Here is a 19,223-nt window from a genome sequence, read left to right as displayed (position 1 = left end):
TTCAAAAGGTGATTGCGGTCGCCTGCTGGTCTCCCAAAAGTCGCCGGTAGAGTTGATCGTAGGGCGCGATCGACTGTCGCCAGAAGAATCCCGAATTCATTGCGCGGCAACGCATCGCGTTTAGCAGTTGCGGCCGGCCGAAGACCGCCAGGGCACGCTCGACGGCGTGGCGGTAGCTCTCGACATTTGCCTCATCGAACAGGAAGCCGGTTACGCCGTCCTCGATCGAGTCGGCCAGGCCACCGGTGCGGCGTGCGACCGGCAGCGAGCCGAAGCGCTGGGCGTACATCTGGCTCAGGCCGCAGGGCTCGAAGCGCGAGGGCATGAGCAGGAAATCGCTGCCGGCGAACAGGCAGCGCGCGTCGGTTTCGTTGAAACCGATGTGTACGCCGACCTGGCCCGGATAGCGCGCGGCGAGCTGACGAAGATCGTCTTCGATGCGGGCATCGCCACGGCCGATGATGGCTACCTGGCCGCCGGCTTCGACGATGGTCTGCGCGACGCCACGTGTGAGATCGATGCCTTTCTGATGAACCAGCCGCGACACCACGCTGAACAGCGGACCCTCGGATGGCGCCAGGCCGAACATTTCCCGGACGTGGCGCGCATTCGCGGCCTTGCCGGCCCAGTCGTGCATGCTGAAGTTCTGGATCAGATGGGTATCGGTTGCCGGGTCCCAGCTTTCATCGATGCCATTGAGGATGCCGCTGAGCAGGCCTTGCTCGGCCTTGACCCGTAGATAGCCGTCCATCCCGCAACCGAACTCAGGCGTGGTGATTTCTTCGGCATAAGTGGCGCTGACCGTGGTGACGTGATCGGCGTAGGCGATGCCGGCCTTGAGCAGGGAAAGGTGCCCGTAGAACTCCATCTGCTCGTGGTGGCAGGCCTCGACGGGAATCCCCAGGCGGCGGCGCTGATTCATGCTCATCAGTCCCTGGTAGGCCAGGTTGTGGATGGTGAACACGCTCGGCGTTTTCAGCCCGCGCCAACGCATGTACGCAGGCACCAGGCCCGCAGGCCAGTCGTGGGCGTGGACCAGATCCGGCGCCCAACGTATGCAGGCGGTGCCGGCGGCGATTTCCGCCGCGGCAAGGCCCAGCCGGGCGAAGCGTACCGGGTTGTCGGGCCAGTCGTTGCCGTGCTCGTCGCCATAGGGCGTGCCGTCGCGCTCGTAGAGCTCTGGGCTGATCAGCACATAGATGATCAGTCCGTCGGGCAGGTCCAGGCGACCGATATTGCAGGCCGGCAGGTCACCCTGGGCGCCCAGGCTACCGACCAGTCGGATCGGGTGGCCGCACTCGAGCACCTGCGGGTAGCCGGGAATCAGCACGCGCACATCGTGCAGCGGACTCAGCGCTCGCGGAAGGGCGGCGGATACGTCCGCCAGCCCGCCGGTCTTGACCAGGTCGGTCAGTTCGGAGGTGACGAACAGGATCTTCTTCTTGTCGTCATGGGTGCTGCTGATCTGCAGCACCGGGCGGTTGCCTGAAGGAAACGAAATATCGTTTTTTTTCGATGTGATCGGCTGGGCATTCACAGCTGCATTACTCATCACGTTCTCCACGAGCTACCGGCCACCATGCCGATGCCAACTACGAGCACAAAATTCCCGCGTTAAGGCCCTAAAACCCGACGCAACCATGAGCACAGCAAAGATTTGGATTTCCTTGTTCGAACCGCCGCGCAGGCGGGTAGGACAGCGTTGGCCCTACACCTGAACAAGACCGGGGCGCCGTGAAGAAGTTCTCACCTTTTGGTGAAAAGGACGGGGCCGGAACTTTGCCTCTGACCGACGGCTCGGAAAAGGACGCCGCGCCTTTTCAAAAGACGCGCTCACAGAGGGGAGTAAGAACCATGCAAGACCTCGCTGACGTGATTTCCTTTCTCAAGGAAAACGACCTTCAGCTGACCACCGCCGAATCGTCCACATGCGGCCTGATGGCCTCGCTGCTGGGCGATCTGCCTGGCTGCGGCCAGGTCCTCGATAGCGGCTTCGTCGTCTATTCGCCCAAAGCCAAGAACCGGTTGCTGCACGTCAGCTTCGAAACCATCGAAACCTTCGGCCTGACCAGTGAAGAAGTGGCGACCGAGATGGCCATCGGCGCGCTCAATTCCAGTGTCGCCACCATTGCCATCGCCAACACCGGCGTTGCCGACGACTCGGCCGAGGATGAGGCGGGCACGCACTGCTTTGCCTATGCGCTGATGAAGGATGACCGTCAGGTCGTGATCAGCGAGACCCTGAAATTCGAGGGCGACCGCGTGGAGGTGCGCAAGCAGGCCGCGCGCCACGGGCTGGAAGTGTTAGCCGACAAGTATCAGTTGCTGCTGGAAAAACTGCGCTAAGGCGCAGCGGCCGGCTATACCGGCGGCTGGCGCTCGGGTTCGATATGCTCGGGCGTATCGCGGTCGATCTGGTGCTTCTGTCCCACCGCCAGATCCGCCCGCAGTTGCGGTAGCGCGTTGGGATACTGGCGCTGAATGAAACCGATCAGGTTTTCGCGGACATGGCAGCGCAGGTCCCAGTTGCGTGACGAGTCGGGTGAACTCACCAGCGCCCGCAGCTGAATGGACTTCTCGCTGGTATCGGTCACCTGCAATACGCAGACACGGCCGTCCCAGATCTCCGGAACGTCCTTGCAGAGCCGTCGCAACTCCTCGCGCAACGGCTCCAGTGGCAAGGAATAATCCACCCACAGGAACACCGAGCCGATGAGGCTGGAACCGCTTCGGGTCCAGTTCTGGAACGGCTGCTCGATGAAGTATTGCAATGGCGTCACCAGGCGGCGGTCGTCCCAGATGCGGACGATCACGTAGGTGGCGGTGATCTCCTCGATACGTCCCCATTCCCCTTCGACGATGACCACGTCGTCCAGGCGAATCGGCTGGGTGATGGCGATCTGCATGCCGGCGATCAGGTTGGCCAGCACCGGGCGGGCCGCAAAACCCACCGCGAGGCCGGCGAGACCGGCAGAGGCCAGTAGGCTGGTACCGAACTGCCTGGCCGCTGGGAAGGTCATCAGCATGCTGGAGATTCCGATCAGAACGATCAGGAAACTCAGGGTCCGCAGCAATACGCGGGTCTGCGTCTGGATGCGCCGAGCTCGCAGGTTGTCGGCGATGTTGACCGGGTTGTTCAGCAGGATCACCTGTTCGATCCCGCGCAGGGCCCGCAACGCCAACCAGGTGATGCAGGCGATGATCAGAAGACCGGTGATGTGGCGCGCGCCGCCAATGAATAACACCTCGTCGGAAGCGGCCGTCCAAACCGCCTGCAAACCCAGCAGGGGCAACAGCAGACGCACGGGCTTCTGCAGGTGTTCGGACAGCTCGCGGGTGACGACAAAGCCACGTGCCAGGCGCAGTACCACCGCGGTGAGCACGCGGCTCAACAGGCTGAGGATCAACAGGACGATTATCGCCGCGACGAGGGTCCTGAAATTGGGGTTGGCGATCTGGTCTTGCCAGTCCGTCAGCGCGGCTGGGAGTTCGATAAGACAGCTCCTTCTCCGTTGGTCCAGAGTCAGAGACTGGACCGGGCAGGCAAAGTTCAGCGATCGAAACTGTCCGACAAGCCGCGCTCAATAACGGGAACTCCCGCAATCAGAGCCTTTCCCAACTACATGGGTGCCGCAGCATGGGTACCGCAGCGGACCCGCTTCAAGACCCCCAACTGAGGAGTACGGATCATGCAAAGTGCACAGACTGGTATCGACACCAACGATGTACGCGTCGAGCGAATGATCGAATGGCTGCGCGACGCCCACGCGATGGAAGCCCAAGCCGAATCGATGCTCACCAAGCAAGCCGCCCGCATCGAGCACTACCCCGAGATGAAAGCGCGCATCGAGCAACACATAGAGGAGACCCGGAATCAGTCTCGGCTCATCGAGCAATGCCTGGATCGCTACGGCCACTCGGCCTCCACCCTGAAGGACATGGGGGGCAAGATGATGGCGATGGGGCAGGCCATGGGCGGCATGATGGTCGAGGACGAAATCGTCAAGGGTGGCCAGATGGGCTACGTCTTCGAGAACCTCGAGATCGCGTCCTACACCATCCTCATTGCGGCTGCCGAAGCGGTGGGAGACACCGAGACCAAGCAGATCTGCGAGTCGATCCTGAAGGAAGAAGAAGCCATGGCTACATGGATTCTGGACAACCTGCCACAGCTGACCCAGGCCTATCTGACCCGCGCATCGACGCCGGATGCGGTTGCCAAGCGCTGATGCGTGGCCGGCATGCGCGACGCCTGCGTTACGCATGCCGGTTCTTTTATGCGGTACCTCTCACGCAACAACGGCCGGGATCCTTACATGCCAAGACCGATGCTCAAGACCTTGACCTTCGCCATCCTCCATTTCGCTACGGCGTTTCTGGTGGTCTACGCGCTGACCGGCAGCTTCGTCATCGGCGGTACCGTCGCGCTGATCGAGCCGCTGTGCAACACGGTGGTTTTCTACCTGCACGAGCGTGCCTGGTCACGTTTCGGCAAGCGTAAGCCGGAGCGTTCGACGAGCTATGGCCACGACGTGCTGCTTCGTCATCTCGGCAACAAGGCCCGGACGGCGGATAACGGGCGTCAATCGTGACGGATTTCCAGCACGCCACGGGTGGCGAACAGCTCGATCCGCAATTCCTGGGCTAGGCGGACCAGATTGGCGGCATCACGGCATTGCTCATCCGTCACGCCGAGGACAGTCAGCTCGTCGGTGCCGCTGGGTTCGCCATATACCCGAATGCTCAACGTGCGATTGAGCTGCGTTCGGCACTCGCACCGATAAGGCTGCAGGTGGTCATGCAGGATGGCCTCGATCTGAGCCAGAGACAGGCGTTGGTCCATGGGATCCTCCTTTTTGGTGGAGGTGGACGAGGACGCAGTTGAAACCCCTTTGCGCCCCGGTGGTTTTTCAACCCTAGCACGCTGAAAAAGGATGTAAACCCGACCCGGTGCGACGGGCTGACATAGACAGTCGCTCGGCTCGTATCGGCCTTCTACCGTTCATCGGCTATCGCTGCGTCGTCCGCTGTCGCGACCCGGCCTGCTGCAACTCGTCGATGTCGCCATTGCCCAATCCATAGAACCCACAAGAGGTTGCGTCGCTGTCGCAGCCTGAAGGAGATATCGATGAAAAAACTGACCGCCAGCCTGCTCGCGAGCTGTCTGTTGGCCGCACCGGCAGTGGCCTTTGCCCAGTGGCCAGCCGGTACCCCGGAATCCGAGCGCGGCGCGATGCCAAGCAACCAGGGCAACCCGGCGCCGCAGGAAGAAGTCGAAACTCACATCGATAGCCAAGGGCGCACCGTCATCGAAGACGGGCGGGAAGTGAAGGGCGCGGGCGAAGCAGCCAACAAGCCGGAGCAGGGCGGTCGCCACTCGGGTGATGGCGGCATCACCGACAGCAGCTCCGATCCGGGCAAGGTCGAGGGGCCGGCCCGCTGATCGCCGCTACCTGCGGCTGCGCAACCTGATCCAATCTACCGTTCGCATGCCCGTCGTCGGAGGGTTGCATGGCTCTGGACGAATACAATCGCAAGCGTGACTTCGCCGCCACACCCGAGCCGTCCGGTGGCGCGCCCAAGGCCCGTAAAAAGGGCAGTGCCGCCGCCCACGCGCTGCAATACTGCATCCAGAAGCACGACGCAACGCGGCTGCACTATGACTTTCGCCTGGAGCTCGATGGCACTCTCAAGAGCTGGGCGGTCCCCAAGGGGCCTTGCCTCGACCCCAAGGTGCGTCGCCTGGCCGTGCATGTCGAAGATCACCCATTGGATTACGCGACCTTCGAGGGAAACATTCCCGAAGGCCACTACGGTGCGGGCGACGTCATCGTCTGGGACCGGGGCGTGTGGACGCCGGAGGGCGATCCCCGTCAGGGTTACGAAAAGGGCAAGCTGAAGTTTTCCCTCGAGGGCGAGAAGCTTTCCGGCAGCTGGAACCTGGTACGCACCGGCATGAGCGGCAACAAGGAACAGTGGTTCCTGATCAAATCCCGCGACGAGGCGGCCCGCGACGAGAGCGACTACGACATAGTCGCCGAGCTGCCTAACAGCGTGCTGAGCGACCGCACCCTGATTCCCCGCAAGCGCGGCGCCGCCAAGGCCAAGGAGACGACCGCCTCGGTGAAAACCCCTGGCCGGCGCCGCCCGCGCAAGGACGGAGCAGCCGTCGAACTCGAGGGCGCTCGGCCCGCACCGCTGCCCGACAGCTACAAACCGCAGCTGGCGACGCTGGTGGAATCCGTGCCTGACGGCGATTGGCGCTACGAGATCAAATTCGACGGCTACCGGATCATGGCGCGCATCGAGTCAGGCAAGGTGCAGCTATTCACCCGCAACGGCCACGACTGGACCGCCAAGATGACCCGCCAGGCCGAAGCGTTGGCGAGTCTGGGGCTGGAGTCGGCCTGGCTCGATGGCGAGGTGGTGGTCCCCAACGAGGAGGGCACGCCCGATTTCCAGGCACTGCAGAACGCCTTCGAGGTCGGCCGCAGTGCGAGCATCGTCTACTACCTGTTCGACATGCCCTACCTTAACGGCATGGACCTGAGCGAAGTGTCGCTGGTGGATCGCCGGGCGGCGCTGGCCAGCGTGCTCGAACGCAGTGAAAGCGACCTGCTGCGCTTCTCCGCAGACTTTACCGAGGAGCCCGACAGCATCCTCGAAAGCGCCTGCCAGATGAAGCTCGAAGGGTTGATCGGCAAGCTTGCCGGCAGCGCCTACGTCTCCCGCCGCAGCAACAGTTGGGTGAAGATCAAGTGCAAGAACCGCCAGGAGTTCGTGATCGTCGGTTACACCGATCCGAAAGGGGCGCGCAGTGGCTTCGGCGCGCTGCTGCTGGGCCTGCACGACGACAGCGGCGCCTTGCGCTATGCAGGCAAGGTCGGCACCGGCTTCAACCAGGTGACGCTGCAAAGCTTGCACGCCAAGCTCAAGCCGCTGGAAGTGAAGAAGCCCGCTGTGGCCAATCCGCCCACCGGCGCCGATGCACGTGGCGCGCACTGGCTCGAGCCCTCGCTGATGTGCGAGGTCGCCTATGCCGAGATGACACGTCAGGGCATCATCCGCCATTCGGTTTTCCACGGGCTGCGTTCGGACAAACCTGTCGAAAACATCACCCATGAACGCGCAGCGCCCGCGCCCGGAGGGAAGGGTGTCGAGAAGAGCCGCAGCCGCAAAACCGCGGTCGCACCGGCCAAAGCTACGGCCCCGATCAGGATTTCCAATCCGGAGCGGATCATCGACAAGAGCAGCGGTACGACCAAGATGGAGCTTGCGCGCTACTACGCGCAGGTGGCGCCCTGGTTGCTGCCGCAACTGGCGCAGCGGCCGCTGGCCCTTGTCCGGGCACCTGAAGGCATCGACGGCGAGCTGTTCTTCCAGAAGCACTCGGAAAAGCTGAGCATTCCCCACATCACCCAGCTCGACCCCGCGCTCTATCCCGGGCATACGGCGCTGATGGTCATCGATTCGCCCGAAGCTTTGATCGGTGCGGCGCAGATGGGCACCATCGAACTGCATACCTGGAATGCCGTGGCACCGGATCTGGAACATCCCGATCGTTTCGTGCTCGACCTCGATCCGGATCCCGCGCTGCCCTGGAAACGCATGGTCGAGGCCACGCAGTTGACCCTGACGCTGCTCGACGAAATCGGCCTGCAGGCTTTCATCAAGACCAGCGGCGGCAAGGGCATGCACATCGTCGTACCGGTCACACCGGGGCAGAGCTGGGAGGAGGTGAAAGCCTTCAGCCAGGGCATCGCCCAATACATGGCGAAGTTGTTGCCGGACCATTTCTCCGCGGTCAGCGGACCGAAGAATCGCGTCGGTCGGATCTTCATCGATTACCTGCGCAACAGCCGTGGCGCGAGCACCGTGTCGGTGTATTCGGTGCGGGCACGCGAAGGGCTGGCCGTCTCGGTGCCGATCCACCGGGACGAACTTGCCGATATCAAGGGTGCCGACGTCTGGACGCTGCGAACCCTGCTGCCGCGCCTGGAAGAGCTGGGTGGGGATGATCCCTGGGCCGGGCTCGCCGAGGTGGACCAAGTGATCACCGACGACATGCGCGACCGGCTCGGCATGCGTCGCTGAGCACGTCAAGCGCAGCGGCCAGGCGTGCCTGCGGTTGGTGCCGGTGATATGCTCGCACACCCACATCCCGACGATGTGGCCCTCTGCCCGGTGAGCAGCAATCGTGTCCATCCGTTCCCGTCTGATTCTGCTTGTCCTGTCGGTTCTCGCACCGACGCTGCTGTTCTGCCTTGCGGTGATCTATTCGGTTTATAACGCGCAGCACGCCCATATCCAGCGGACCATGAGCGAAGCCATCCGGGCAGTCGCACTGGCGGTCGACAGGGATATTGCCAGGCGCGACGCGATCGTCTCGACCCTGGCTCATTCGCCATCGCTGGTTCGTGGCGACTTTCCGGTCTTTCGTTCGTATCTGATGAGCCTCCTGGAGTCGGACGAGAACGTCTTCGTCGTTGGCGACGAGGACGGCCACCAGTTGCTCAACACCCGGGTGCCCGAGGGCGAACCGCTGCCGGAAAACACCGCTGCCGCGTCCTATCCGCTCGGCGAGGGCATGAACGTGTCGGGCCTGTACATGTCGCGAATCGGCAAGCAGTACAGCTTCGCCGTCACCAGGCCGGTCTATCGCGACGGTGAATTGGTCTACCACATCTCAATGGGCTCGTTCGCCAGCCAGATCGACGACGTACTGGCCGAGCAGCGGCTGCCGGAAGGCTGGCTGGGGACCGTGGTGGATCGGGACATGACGATCGTATCGCGCTCGCGCAACCCGGAGAGCTACATCGGGCTGAAGCCCAGCGGCTACATGCAGGACGTATTACGCCAGTCGAATCGTGGCTCTACCGAGTCGGTCACCCTCGATGGTACGCCAGTGTATTCGTTCTTCAGCCGTGCACCGGTTTCGGGCTGGACGGTGGTCCTGGCACTTCCCAAGGCGGAGCTGCGCGGTAGTGCGCTGCGCGCGGTGACGGCGGTGTCCATCGGCAGCCTGCTGTTGCTCGGCGTCTCGCTGATCCTTGCGTTCTGGGTCTGCCGCAAGATTACCCATCCGCTCGACGTGCTGGACGATGCCGCCCAGGCGATGGGACGTGGCGAGCCGATCGAGGCACCGGTGACCGGCCTGGACGAGACGGACCGCACCGGCCGGGTGCTGGCCGGAGCCAGTCGGCGGATTCTCAACGGCAACGCGCTGATGCGCGATCAGGTGGCCGAGGCGGTGCGCCAGGCCGAGCAGTCGCAGCAGGCCATGCTCCAGGGTCAGAAGCTCGAAGCGCTCGGCCGGCTCACTGGCGGTATCGCCCATGACTTCAACAACCTCCTGCAGACCATGACCGTGGGCCTGCAACTGGCCGAGCGCATGACCGTCGACCCACGCGCGAAGATGGCGCTGGAAGCCTGCAGCCGCTCGGTCCAGCGCGGCACCAAATTGACCCGACAGCTGATGATCTTTGGCCGTCAGCGTGCGCACGAGTCGCAGGTCATCGACGTACGCGAGCTGCTCATCGGGATGGCTGATCTGCTCGAGGGCGCCTTGCCCAGCCGGATCAAGCTGCGAGTCGATCTGCCAGAGCGCCCCTGGCTGACGTGTGCCGATCCGCTGCAATGCGAACTGGCCATCCTCAACATGACGTTCAACGCCCGCGATGCAATGCCGGATGGCGGCGAGGTGCAGATCAGCCTCGACGAAATCCAGCTGCCGAGCGACAACCACCATGGCCTTCCGGGCGGGCCCTATATCAGCCTGAAGCTGCATGACAACGGGCAGGGCATGAGCGAGGAGGTGCTCGCCAAGGTGTTCGAGCCGTTCTTCACGACCAAGGCGGTGGGCGCCGGAACCGGCCTCGGTCTGGCTCAGGTTTATGGCTTCGCCACCCAGTCGGGGGGTACGGTCGGCATTCGCAGCCAGCTCGGAGAGGGCACCGAGGTCACCGTGCTGCTGCCGATGAGCCAGGCGAGCGAGGTCACGCCCGAGGCGGCCGCGCCAGGGGCGATCGACAGCCAGTTCAATGCCCGGGTGCTCCTGGTCGATGACAATGATCAGGTGCGCGACGTGGTCGCCTCGATGCTGCGCGAGCTGGGGTGCGAGGTCGAAGAAGCGGCCGACGCCGCCCAGGCTCTGGAGCGATTCGACGACCCCAGCAAGCCTGTCTTCGACGTCGTCTTCTCCGACATCGTGATGCCGGGCGAACTCGACGGTATCGGCCTGGCCCTGGCCCTGCGCGCCCGCTCGCCGGAGCTGCCGATCCTGCTGGCGACCGGCTACACCGAGCGGACACCGGCGGACTACGGCTTCCGCGTGCTGGCCAAGCCCTACGATATGCACGTGTTGGTCGATGCACTGCGGAGCGAGATCAGGCGCGACAGCGAGGAGGCCTGAAGGCCTCCTTCTTCACGGCCGGTTCAGCGCCGGCTCAAGCAGCCACTCGGCGCTGTCGTTCCAGACATCCATGCGTACGATCTTGCCGTCACGCACCTCGAACCGATCCATATAACGGTTGCCGCTGAAGCTGCTGCCGTCCGGCCACTCCCCGTAAAGCGTACCGTTGGAATACACCACCGTGTGATCGCCACGGTCCATCCAGTCGAACTGCCCCAGCTGTTTCTTCACCCAGGCATAGCGACCACCGTTGAAGGCGGTGATGGTCTGCGGGTCGGGCATTAGGCGCCCGCCGGTGAAGGTGATGCGCACATCGGGCGACATGAAGGTCGCGGCCTTTACCGGATCTGGCGTCATCGAGGCCGCCAGAAAATTGCTAACAATCTCTACCGCGCTGTTTTCATGATTCATATGCCATTTCCTTTTCTGATTCGTGTAGGCGAGCTTCTCGAGTGCCAGCAGCTGGTGCGCCATGCCCGATAGTTGTGCACCGAACGAGGCCAAGAGAGAGGCGAAGGCCCCAGGTCGGCGGTTCCAGCGACTGGCACCACACTTGCTAGCAAGTATTGTGCGAATGCTAGCAATCAGGAGAAAACAACTATGTTCGGTCTGCTCTCACCTCTGCGACGTCTGTTTCCCCGTTCCGCCGTTGCCCTTGCGTTCGGCTCCCTTCTGATCGGAGCGGCCCAGGCCGAAGAGCCGATCAAGGTTGGCCTGGTGGCCGCGCTATCGGGGCAATCGGCGAAATCCGGCGAGGCGCTCACCCGTGGTCTTACCGTCGCTATCGAAGAAATAAACGCCCAGGGCGGCGTGCTGGGTCGTCCACTGCAACTGATACGCCGGGACGATGAAAGCAATCCGTCCAAGGGCATGCTGGCGGCGCGCGAGCTGATCCAGCGGGAGAAGGTCAGCGTGCTCTTCGGCGGGCTCGATACGCCGGTCTCGCTGGCCATCGTCCCGCTGGCCAACCAGATGAAGGTGCCCTTCATGGGGGTGTGGGCCGCGGGTACCAAGATCACCGAGAACGGCGCGGCCGATAACTACGTGTTCCGAGTTTCGGCCGTCGACGAGCTGGTCGACGAGGCGCTGGTGGAATACGGCATCACCCGCATGGACATGAAGAAGCCCGGGATGATTCTGATCAACAACCCCTGGGGCGAATCCAACGAGGCAGGCTTCAAGCGCGCCCTGGAGAAGCGCGGCATGGCGTACGCCGGCGTCGAGCGCATCGAGGACAGCGATCTGGACGTGGTGCCTCAGCTGACGCGTCTGAAGAATGCCGGCACCGACACCCTGCTGATGGTGGGCAACGTCGGCCCCTCGGCCCAGGTGGTCAAGTCGCTCGACCGCATGGGCTGGGACGTGCCCGTCGTGTCCCATTGGGGACCGGCCGGTGGGCGTTTCGGCGAGTTGGCCGGGCCGAACGCCGAGCGCGTGCATTTCGTCCAGACCTACGTCTTCACCGATGACAGCGACGCGAAGGGCACCGCTTTGCTCGAAGCGCTCAAAAAGCGCTATCCAGAGATCAAATCCCTCGCCGACGTGACGCCCGCGGTGGGCATCGCCAACGCCTACGACGCGCTGCACCTCACGGCGCTGGCGATCGAGAAGGCGGGCAGCACCGAGGGCACCAAGGTGCGCGACGGGTTCTACGCCATCGAGAGCTACGACGGGCTGATCAAGCAGTACAGCCAGCCGTTCACCACCGACAAGCACGACGCCCTCGGCCCGGACGATTACCTGTTCACTCACTTCGTCGGTAACCAGATCGTACCGGTCAAGCCCTGAAGCAAGAGGCGATGCGCGCCCTGCGCGTCGCCCGAGGATCTTATCGATGTTCACCGCCGCGATCGTCACCGGGCTTGGCCTGGGAAGCATGTACGCGCTACTCGCGCTCGGGTTCCACATCACCTATGTGGTCTCGCGCACCGTCAACTTCGCCCAGGGCAGCGCCATGATGGTCGGCGCGGTGCTGGGCTATACGCTGCATGTTCGCTGGGGGCTGGCGTTCTGGCTGGCCGTGCCGCTGACCCTGGCCGCGGCGGCGCTGTACGGGCTGATCATCGAGCGCTTCCTGGTGCGGCCGTTCCACAGCCGGGGCTCGGAAGCCTGGCTGATGGCGACGGTGGCCGGCGGCATCCTGGTCGATAACCTGGTGCTGTTCACCTTCGGCAAGGAGCCACGCCAGTTCACCTCCGAACTGGGCAACCAGAACATCGAGCTGTTCGGCAGCAGCGTCGGCGTGTTGCAGCTGCTGATCCCGCTGGTGGGCGGCGCGATCGCGCTGGCGTTGTTTCTGGTGCGTCGCTACACCCGCCTGGGCAAGGTACTCGAAGCCAGCGTGCAGAACCCCAAGGCCGCGATGCTGATGGGCATCCGCGTCAGCCGGGTGGTGGCGGTGGCCTTCGCGGTCTCGACCGTTTTCGCCGCAATCGCCGGGCTGCTGATCGCACCGCTGTTCAGCGTCAACGCCGGGATGGGCACGCTGTTCGGACTCAAGGCATTTGCGGTCGCCATTCTCGGCGGCATCGGCAGCGCCGGCGGGGTGTTCGCCGCCGGCTTGTTGTTCGGCCTGGCCGAAGCACTGATCACGTTGAATTTCGGTTCGGCGTTCACCCAGATCTTCACCTTCGCGCTGGTCATCGTCGCGTTGGCGATTCGTCCCAACGGCCTGTTCGGCAGCAAGGCAATGGTGAAAGTATGAATGCCTGGATTTCCCGCGCTCCGCTCCTGGCCCTGGCGATCCTCGCCATCGGCGGGGTGGCGCTGGCCTTCACCCTCGATAGCTATTCGCTGCTGGTCTTCACACTGTGCGCGCTGGCGGCGGTGGTGGGCGTGGGCCTCAATATCCTAATCGGCCTGAGCGGACAGATTTCTTTCGGTCACATCGCGTTCTATGCGATCGGCGCCTATCTCTCGGCACTGCTGACCCTGGCGGGCGTGCCGCTGGTGGTCGCGATGCTCGTCGCCGGGCTTGTCTCGGGAGCGGTCGGTGGCTTGCTGGCGATCCCCGCATTGCGGGTCAGCGGGCCGTATCTCGCGATGATCACCATCGCGTTTTCCTTCGTCGTGCATCACAGCCTGATCGAATGGCGTCAGGTCACCGGCGGCTCCAACGGGCTGATGGGAATCCCGATGCCCGAGACCGGCTCGCTGGACCCCTCGATAGGCCTCGCGCTGATCGCCACCGCGCTGATGGTGGCGGCGTTCGCGCTGTTCCATCGGCTGCGTGACAGCGGCTGGGGCAAGGCGATGCGCGCGGTCAAATCCGCCGAGATCGCGGCGCGCTCGCTGGGCTTCAACCCGGTCCAGACCAAGACACTGGCGTTCGCCCTGTCGGCGGCGCTGACCGGGCTGGCCGGCTCGCTGGTGTCGCCCCTGCTGATGTTCATCAACCCCGAGTCGTTTCCCTTCTCGCAGTCGATCCTGTTCGTCCTGGCGGTGATCGTCGGCGGTGCCGGTACGCTGTTCGGCCCGCTGCTCGGCGCGCTGCTGATCGTGCTGCTGCCGGAAATGCTCTCGGATTTCGCCGAGTACCGTCTGCTGGTGTTCTCGGTGCTACTGCTCGCCGTGCTCTGGGCTGCACCCAGCGGTTTGCTCGGCGCGCTGGGCCGTCGCTGGATGCGCCCGGCGGTGGAAACCGCGCCACAGCAATACAATCGGCAGCGCCTGGCCGACTACCTGGGCGCAAGGGGGCAGCGCAGTGGGTTGCAGGTGAACGAAATCGGTATCCGCTTCGGCGGCGTGCAGGCGGCCCAGGGCGTAAGCCTCGATGCGCCTCCCGGCAGCATCACCAGCATCATCGGCCCCAACGGTGCCGGCAAGACCACGGTGCTCAACATGATCAGCGGGTTCTATGCGCCGGACAGCGGCAGCATCCTGCTGGACGGCCCGCTGCAGGGCTTGCCCGCCTGGCGGATCTCCCGCGCCGGCATCGCCCGTACCTACCAGACCACCCAGCTGTTCGGCGAGCTGTCGGTGCTGGAAAACCTGCTGGTCGCGATGCAGCAAGGCCGCCTCGGCCAACCGTTCCGGCTGCCCACGGACGAACAGCGCGAGCTGGCCCTGCAGCTGTTGGCCCTGGTCGGTTATCGCGGATCGGTGAACACGCCTGCCGAGGACCTGCCCCACGTCGACCGCCGCCTGGTGGAAATCGCCCGGGCATTGGCGAGTCAGCCAGCCGTGTTGCTGCTCGACGAGCCGGCCGCCGGCCTCGGTCGCCAGGACACCGATCAGCTTGCATCGCTGCTTCGCGTGCTGGCGGATTTCGGTATCGCAGTGATTCTGGTCGAGCACGACATGGCGCTGGTGATGGCGGTATCCGAACGGCTGCTGGTGCTCGACGCTGGCAAGCCGATCGCCTGGGGCGCGCCGGAGCAGGTGCGCCACGATCCGAAGGTGATCGCAGCCTACCTGGGCGGTACCCGTTACCAGGCGCCACCACGCGCCGAACCCTGGGCGGGCACTCGCGATGCGAGGCTGTACATCAAGGATCTGGTGATCGACTACGGCGCCGCGCCGGTGGTCGACAAGGTCAACCTGGTGGTCAATCCGGGCGAGCTGATCGCGATCCTCGGCGCCAACGGTGCCGGCAAGTCCAGCATCTTGCAGTGCCTGGCCGGGCTCCACCGTGCCTCGTCCGGCTCGGTGCTGCTCGATGACCAGAACATCGAACACGCGTCGGCCAGCGACATCGCCGCACGTGGCCTGGCGCTGGTACCCGAGGGACGGCAAATGTTTCCCCAGCTGAGCGTGCGCGACAACCTGCTGCTGGGCAGCTATTCGCGCACCGACCGCTTCGACTCCGAGGCCGAGATCGACGCCATCCTGCAGCGCTTCCCACGGCTGCGCGATCGCATCGACAGCCCGGCCGGGCTGCTCTCCGGCGGCGAACAGCAGATGGTCGCGGTGGGTCGCGGGCTGATGGCCAAGCCCAGCATCCTGCTGCTCGACGAGCCTTCGCTCGGCCTGTCACCGGCCATGATCGGCGAACTCTACGATGCGCTGGCGGCGCTGCGCGACGAAGGCGTGACGCTGTTGCTGGTGGATCAGATGGCCAACCTCGCGCTGCAGGTGGCCGACCGCGCCTACGTGTTGGAGACCGGGCGCATCGTCAAGAGCGCCACAGCGGCCGAGCTGCGGGACGATCCGGACCTGGCGGCGGCCTACCTCGGCGAAGGAGCGGTGGCATGAGCGATCTGCACATCCTCAATGCCAGACTGGGGCAGGGCGCCGAACTGTCCGAACTGTGGGTGGAAGCGGGGCGCTTCGTCAGCGAGCCCGGCAGGGCTGTCAGCCACCAGACCCTCGACCTGGCAGGCCGGCTGCTGCTGCCGGGGTTGATCGAAACCCATATCCATTTGGACAAGGCTTGCATCATGGAGCGCTGCCGCCTCGAGGCCGGCACCCTGGCCGAGGCGATCGAGCAGACCCGCGCGGCCAAGGCCGGCTTCACCGAAGATGACGTCTACCAGCGTGGCGCTCGGGTGCTGGAGATGGCCATCGTCCAGGGCACCACGCACATGCGCACCCATGTGGAACTCGACCCGCAGATTGGTCTCACTGGCTTCGCGGCCGTGCGGCGGCTGCAGGCCGATTACGCCTGGGCGCTGACCCTCGAGCTCTGCGTGTTTCCGCAGGAAGGGCTGCTCGACAACCCCGGTACCGAGGCTCTGCTGTGCCAGGCGCTGGAGCAGGGCGCCGAGGTGCTCGGCGGTTGCCCCTACATGGACGCCGACCCGGCAGCGCAGATCCGCCGCCTCTTCGAGCTGGCTGTGGAATACGACCGCGACCTGGATTTCCACCTGGATTTCGACCTCGACCCGGCCGGGATGACCGTGCACGAGGTGATCCGCTGCACCGAGACGCACGGTTGGGGCGGGCGGGTGACCATCGGCCACGTCACCAAGCTCTCGGCCATCGCGCTGCCGCAGTTGCAGGAGATCGGCCGCGCACTGGCGCATGCGGGTGTGCAGGTGACCTGCCTGCCCAGCACCGATCTGTTCCTGACCGGTCGCGAGCAGTTCCACAACAAACCGCGCGGGTTGGCGCCTTTGGCACAGCTGCATCGCTGCGGCGTCACCTGTTCGGTGTCGACCAACAACATCGGCAATCCCTTCACGCCCTATGGCGATGCCTCGCTGGTCCGGCAGGCGAACCTGTTCGCCAATGCGAGCCAACTGGGCACCGAAGCCGAACTGTTGCTGTGCCTGGGTTGGATATCGGCCGAGTCGGCACGTCTGCTGCGCCTGCCCGACTATGGCCTAACGCCGGGCTGTCGGGCTGATTTCGTCGTCTTCGATGCACCGTCGCCGGCTGCGGTGGTGGCACAGATCAGCCCGCCGTTGATGGGCTTCAAGGGCGGGCGGCAGACCTTCGAGCGCTCGCAGCCACGGCTGCTGTCTCCGGTCTGATTCAGAGGTCGGCGAGCGCCTGCTTGAGGTTGACCTCGGGCGGTGCGGGTTCTTCGAGGGCCAGCTGGCCCTCGAGCTCGTCCAGGTGCTCGATCATCACTGCGACCGCGCGGCCTTGGTCGCCTTCTTCGAGCGCCGTGACGATGTCCTGGTGCTCGTCCGAGGCGCAGGGCGGATGGTCGTTGCGCTGGTAGAGGGCGACGATCAGCGAGCTGCGTACCATAAGGTTGGCCAGCAGATCGGCGAGCACCGAGTTGCCGCAGATTTCACCGAGCATCAGGTGAAAGTCGCTCAGCTCACGGACGATGGCACGGCGATCGGTGGATCCGGTGGCCTTGCGCTCGCTCTCCATGTGCTGGGCGATGCGCTGGCGATGCTTGCGCATCGTTTGCGGCGTGATGGACTCGACGATGGCGCGCTCGATGGCGCGCCGCGCGGTGAAGATCTCCCGCGCTTCGCGGGCGCTGGGTTGGGCCACCATGGCGCCGCGGTTGGGTTCGATGCTGACGATCTTCTGCATCGCCAGGCGCTGCAACGCGACCTGCACATGGTTGCGGTTAGCCTGCAGCGCATCGACGATCTGCGCTTCGATCAGGCGCATGCCCGGCGGCAGGCGGTGCTGCGCGATGGCCTTGGACAGCGCATCGACGATGCGCTGGACTTCGATCTGTTTGGCGGTGACGGTCTTGACGCCCATCCGATCCTCTAGTGCGGCCTGAGTAGCTAGCAATCGGCCGGGATTATCCGCTAGCACCGCCTGGGCAGGCAACGCGCGCTCATCGTCGGCGTTCACTCGGATTGTCCCAGGCTGACACCCTGGCCGCGCGGGTCGTGCATGGCGCTGCGCTTGCCGTCCCGCTCGATGCTGATGGCCCCGGCATGACCGGTGAACGGGCTGAGCGGTTCGATGACCTCGACGTCATGGCCAAGCGCCGCCAGGCCGCCGATCACATCCTCGCCTATGTCGGCCTCGAGCTTGAGGTTGTCGGTGCTGTCGAAAAAGCTGCGTCCCAGCAGAAAGCGGGGCGTGCGCAAGGCCTCGTCGATGGGCCGGCCGAAGTCGATCAGCTGGGTCGCCAGGACCATCTGCGTCTGCGGCTGACCGTCGCCACCCTGGGTGCCGAAGAACAGCCGGCTGCCGTCGTCGCCCAGGTAGCAGGAAGGATTGAGGGTATGCGCGGGACGCTTGCCCGGTGCCCAGGCGTTGGGGTGGGCAGCGTCGGGGCTGAAGCCCGCCGCGCGGTTCTGCCAGAGCACGCCGGTGTCGCCGAGAATGCAGCCGGAGCCGAAATCATGGAACAGGCTCTGGATCAGGCAGGCGGTGCGGCCTTGCGCATCGGTGGCGGCCATCCAGATGGTGTCGGCCGGTTTGCCGGGCTCGGACCAGGGCGCCGCGCGTCCTTCATCGATGCGCTGGGCGCTGCGTTGCGCCTGCTCGAGCCCCAGGGTCGACGCGAAATTCCAACCGCTGTTGGCTGGGTCGTGGAGTTCGGCATTGCGCCGCAGCAGCCCTTGTTTTATCGCTTCGACCAGATAGTGGTAGTACAGCGCGCTGCCATTGCCGGCAGAGGCGACCGGCTTGTGCTGCAGCGCGGCCATCGCCTGCAGCGTATAGAGGCCCTGGCAGGGTGGCGCGACGTTGAACAGGGTGCCCTCGCGGTAGCGTACCGAGATCGGCTCGACCTCCGGTGCCCGCGTGGCGGCGAGATCCTCCGCGTCCAGGCCGCAGCCGAGCCGCTCGAATTCGGCGGCGAATGCCTGCGCCAGTTCGCCCTGGTAGAAGTCCTCGATACCACGCAGCGCCAGGTGATCGAGCGTATTGGCCAGACGCGGCTGTTGCAGCAGATCGCCCGGCTGGAGCCACCGCCCATCGCGTTTGCACAGGCTGTGAAGATCCGGCAGCGTTTCGATCAGGACCTTGCGCTGGCCTTGCCAGAACAGCTGGGAATCGGACACCGCTATTCCGGTGCGGGCCATGGTTGCCGCGTCGCCGAGCAGGTCCTGCCAGCCCATACGCGAGTCCCATTGATTGCGGCTAATGGCCTGGGCCGTCTGCCAGCTCGCCAACGCGCCGGCCGTGGTGGCGACCGCTGTCGGGCCACGCAATCCGATGCGACCGCCCTCGGGCAGGCGCTGGCCGGCCTGGCCGATCCCCATGATGGTGCGTACTTTGCCGTCGTGGATCATCCAGAGGGCATCGCCACCGATACCGGTCATGTGCGGAAACACGGCCGCGAGCATGGCGCTGGCGGCGAGCATCGCATCGATGGCGGTGCCGCCTGCGTCGAGTATCCGCATGCCGGCTGCGCTGGCGTCGGGGTGCGGCGTGCAGATCACGCCGCGGCGGGAATGGGCTTTCATGGTTAAGGCTCCGGTTGCTTAAATTGCTAGCAAATCTG

16 protein-coding genes are annotated in these 19,223 nt (G+C 64.6%); 10 read left to right on the top strand and 6 right to left on the bottom strand.

The features are described from left to right. Position 1 precedes the first annotated feature (1 nt). On the bottom strand, positions 2 to 1,552 hold the full coding sequence (glgA, locus tag G7026_RS11875) for a glycogen synthase GlgA (protein WP_181071008.1): 1,551 nt from the start codon (positions 1,550 to 1,552) through the stop codon (positions 2 to 4). Between the two features lie 302 nt (positions 1,553 to 1,854). On the opposite strand from glgA, the gene G7026_RS11870 reads away from it, so the two are divergent. Next, entirely contained in the window at positions 1,855 to 2,346 is a 492-nt protein-coding gene (locus G7026_RS11870) for a CinA family protein (protein ID WP_181071006.1), read from the top strand. 14 nt (positions 2,347 to 2,360) lie between these two features. Here the strand turns inward: G7026_RS11870 and G7026_RS11865 are convergent, their stop codons facing one another. Then, the gene (locus G7026_RS11865) at positions 2,361 to 3,476 is read right to left on the bottom strand and encodes a mechanosensitive ion channel family protein (RefSeq protein ID WP_219858416.1); all 1,116 of its coding nucleotides are present in this window, start codon (positions 3,474 to 3,476) and stop codon (positions 2,361 to 2,363) included. Between the two features lie 213 nt (positions 3,477 to 3,689). Between G7026_RS11865 and G7026_RS11860 the strand changes: the two genes are divergently transcribed. Continuing rightward, positions 3,690 to 4,229 (top strand): ferritin-like domain-containing protein, encoded by a 540-nt coding sequence (locus G7026_RS11860; protein WP_181071004.1) that lies wholly within the window; start codon positions 3,690 to 3,692, stop codon positions 4,227 to 4,229. 87 nt (positions 4,230 to 4,316) lie between these two features. Then, positions 4,317 to 4,592: a DUF2061 domain-containing protein gene (locus G7026_RS11855; RefSeq protein WP_258190249.1), complete on the top strand. Its 276-nt coding sequence runs from the start codon at positions 4,317 to 4,319 to the stop codon at positions 4,590 to 4,592. Here G7026_RS11855 and G7026_RS11850 read toward each other — a convergent pair. Continuing rightward, a complete protein-coding gene (locus G7026_RS11850) occupies positions 4,583 to 4,843 on the bottom strand; it encodes a DUF1652 domain-containing protein (RefSeq protein ID WP_181071002.1) in 261 nt (86 codons plus the stop codon). The two genes, G7026_RS11855 and G7026_RS11850, sit on opposite strands and share 10 nt — an antisense overlap. Positions 4,844 to 5,128: 285 nt before the next feature. Here G7026_RS11850 and G7026_RS11845 point away from each other — a divergent pair, with 285 nt between their 5' ends. The 3 genes from G7026_RS11845 to G7026_RS11835 all read left to right on the top strand — a co-directional run bounded on the left by G7026_RS11845 (position 5,129) and on the right by G7026_RS11835 (position 10,411). Next, a complete protein-coding gene (locus G7026_RS11845; protein WP_181071000.1) occupies positions 5,129 to 5,443 on the top strand; it encodes a hypothetical protein in 315 nt (104 codons plus the stop codon). Between the two features lie 68 nt (positions 5,444 to 5,511). Beyond that, entirely contained in the window at positions 5,512 to 8,094 is a 2,583-nt protein-coding gene (gene ligD / locus G7026_RS11840) for a DNA ligase D (RefSeq protein ID WP_181070998.1), read from the top strand. Between the two features lie 103 nt (positions 8,095 to 8,197). Further along, positions 8,198 to 10,411, top strand: a complete 2,214-nt coding sequence (locus G7026_RS11835) for a hybrid sensor histidine kinase/response regulator (RefSeq protein ID WP_181070996.1) — start codon at positions 8,198 to 8,200, stop codon at positions 10,409 to 10,411. A 12-nt stretch (positions 10,412 to 10,423) separates the two neighbouring features. Here the strand turns inward: G7026_RS11835 and G7026_RS11830 are convergent, their stop codons facing one another. Then, on the bottom strand, positions 10,424 to 10,822 hold the full coding sequence (locus tag G7026_RS11830) for a nuclear transport factor 2 family protein (protein WP_181070994.1): 399 nt from the start codon (positions 10,820 to 10,822) through the stop codon (positions 10,424 to 10,426). A gap of 189 nt (positions 10,823 to 11,011) precedes the next feature. Between G7026_RS11830 and G7026_RS11825 the strand changes: the two genes are divergently transcribed. Genes G7026_RS11825 through G7026_RS11810 form a run of 4 tightly spaced genes read left to right on the top strand, consistent with a single transcriptional unit; the run spans position 11,012 to position 16,824 of the window. Then, on the top strand, positions 11,012 to 12,199 hold the full coding sequence (locus G7026_RS11825) for an ABC transporter substrate-binding protein (protein ID WP_181070986.1): 1,188 nt from the start codon (positions 11,012 to 11,014) through the stop codon (positions 12,197 to 12,199). Between the two features lie 46 nt (positions 12,200 to 12,245). Further along, positions 12,246 to 13,115 (top strand): branched-chain amino acid ABC transporter permease, encoded by an 870-nt coding sequence (locus tag G7026_RS11820; RefSeq protein WP_181070984.1) that lies wholly within the window; start codon positions 12,246 to 12,248, stop codon positions 13,113 to 13,115. Next, a complete protein-coding gene (locus G7026_RS11815) occupies positions 13,112 to 15,604 on the top strand; it encodes a branched-chain amino acid ABC transporter ATP-binding protein/permease (protein WP_181070982.1) in 2,493 nt (830 codons plus the stop codon). The genes G7026_RS11820 and G7026_RS11815 overlap by 4 nt, the downstream gene beginning before the upstream one ends. Further along, positions 15,601 to 16,824, top strand: coding sequence for an amidohydrolase family protein (locus G7026_RS11810; protein ID WP_181070980.1), 1,224 nt, complete (start codon positions 15,601 to 15,603; stop codon positions 16,822 to 16,824). The genes G7026_RS11815 and G7026_RS11810 overlap by 4 nt, the downstream gene beginning before the upstream one ends. Before the next feature lies 1 nt (position 16,825). Here G7026_RS11810 and G7026_RS11805 read toward each other — a convergent pair whose 3' ends face one another. Beyond that, the gene (locus G7026_RS11805; protein ID WP_181071215.1) at positions 16,826 to 17,521 is read right to left on the bottom strand and encodes a GntR family transcriptional regulator; all 696 of its coding nucleotides are present in this window, start codon (positions 17,519 to 17,521) and stop codon (positions 16,826 to 16,828) included. A 92-nt stretch (positions 17,522 to 17,613) separates the two neighbouring features. Then, on the bottom strand, positions 17,614 to 19,185 hold the full coding sequence (locus G7026_RS11800; RefSeq protein WP_181070978.1) for a gamma-glutamyltransferase family protein: 1,572 nt from the start codon (positions 19,183 to 19,185) through the stop codon (positions 17,614 to 17,616). Between the last annotated feature and the right edge of the window lie 38 nt (positions 19,186 to 19,223).

This window comes from Stutzerimonas azotifigens (genome assembly GCF_013522725.1).
Taxonomy (GTDB): domain Bacteria; phylum Pseudomonadota; class Gammaproteobacteria; order Pseudomonadales; family Pseudomonadaceae; genus Stutzerimonas; species Stutzerimonas azotifigens_A.
This window is presented reverse-complemented; position numbering and strand designations above follow the sequence as displayed.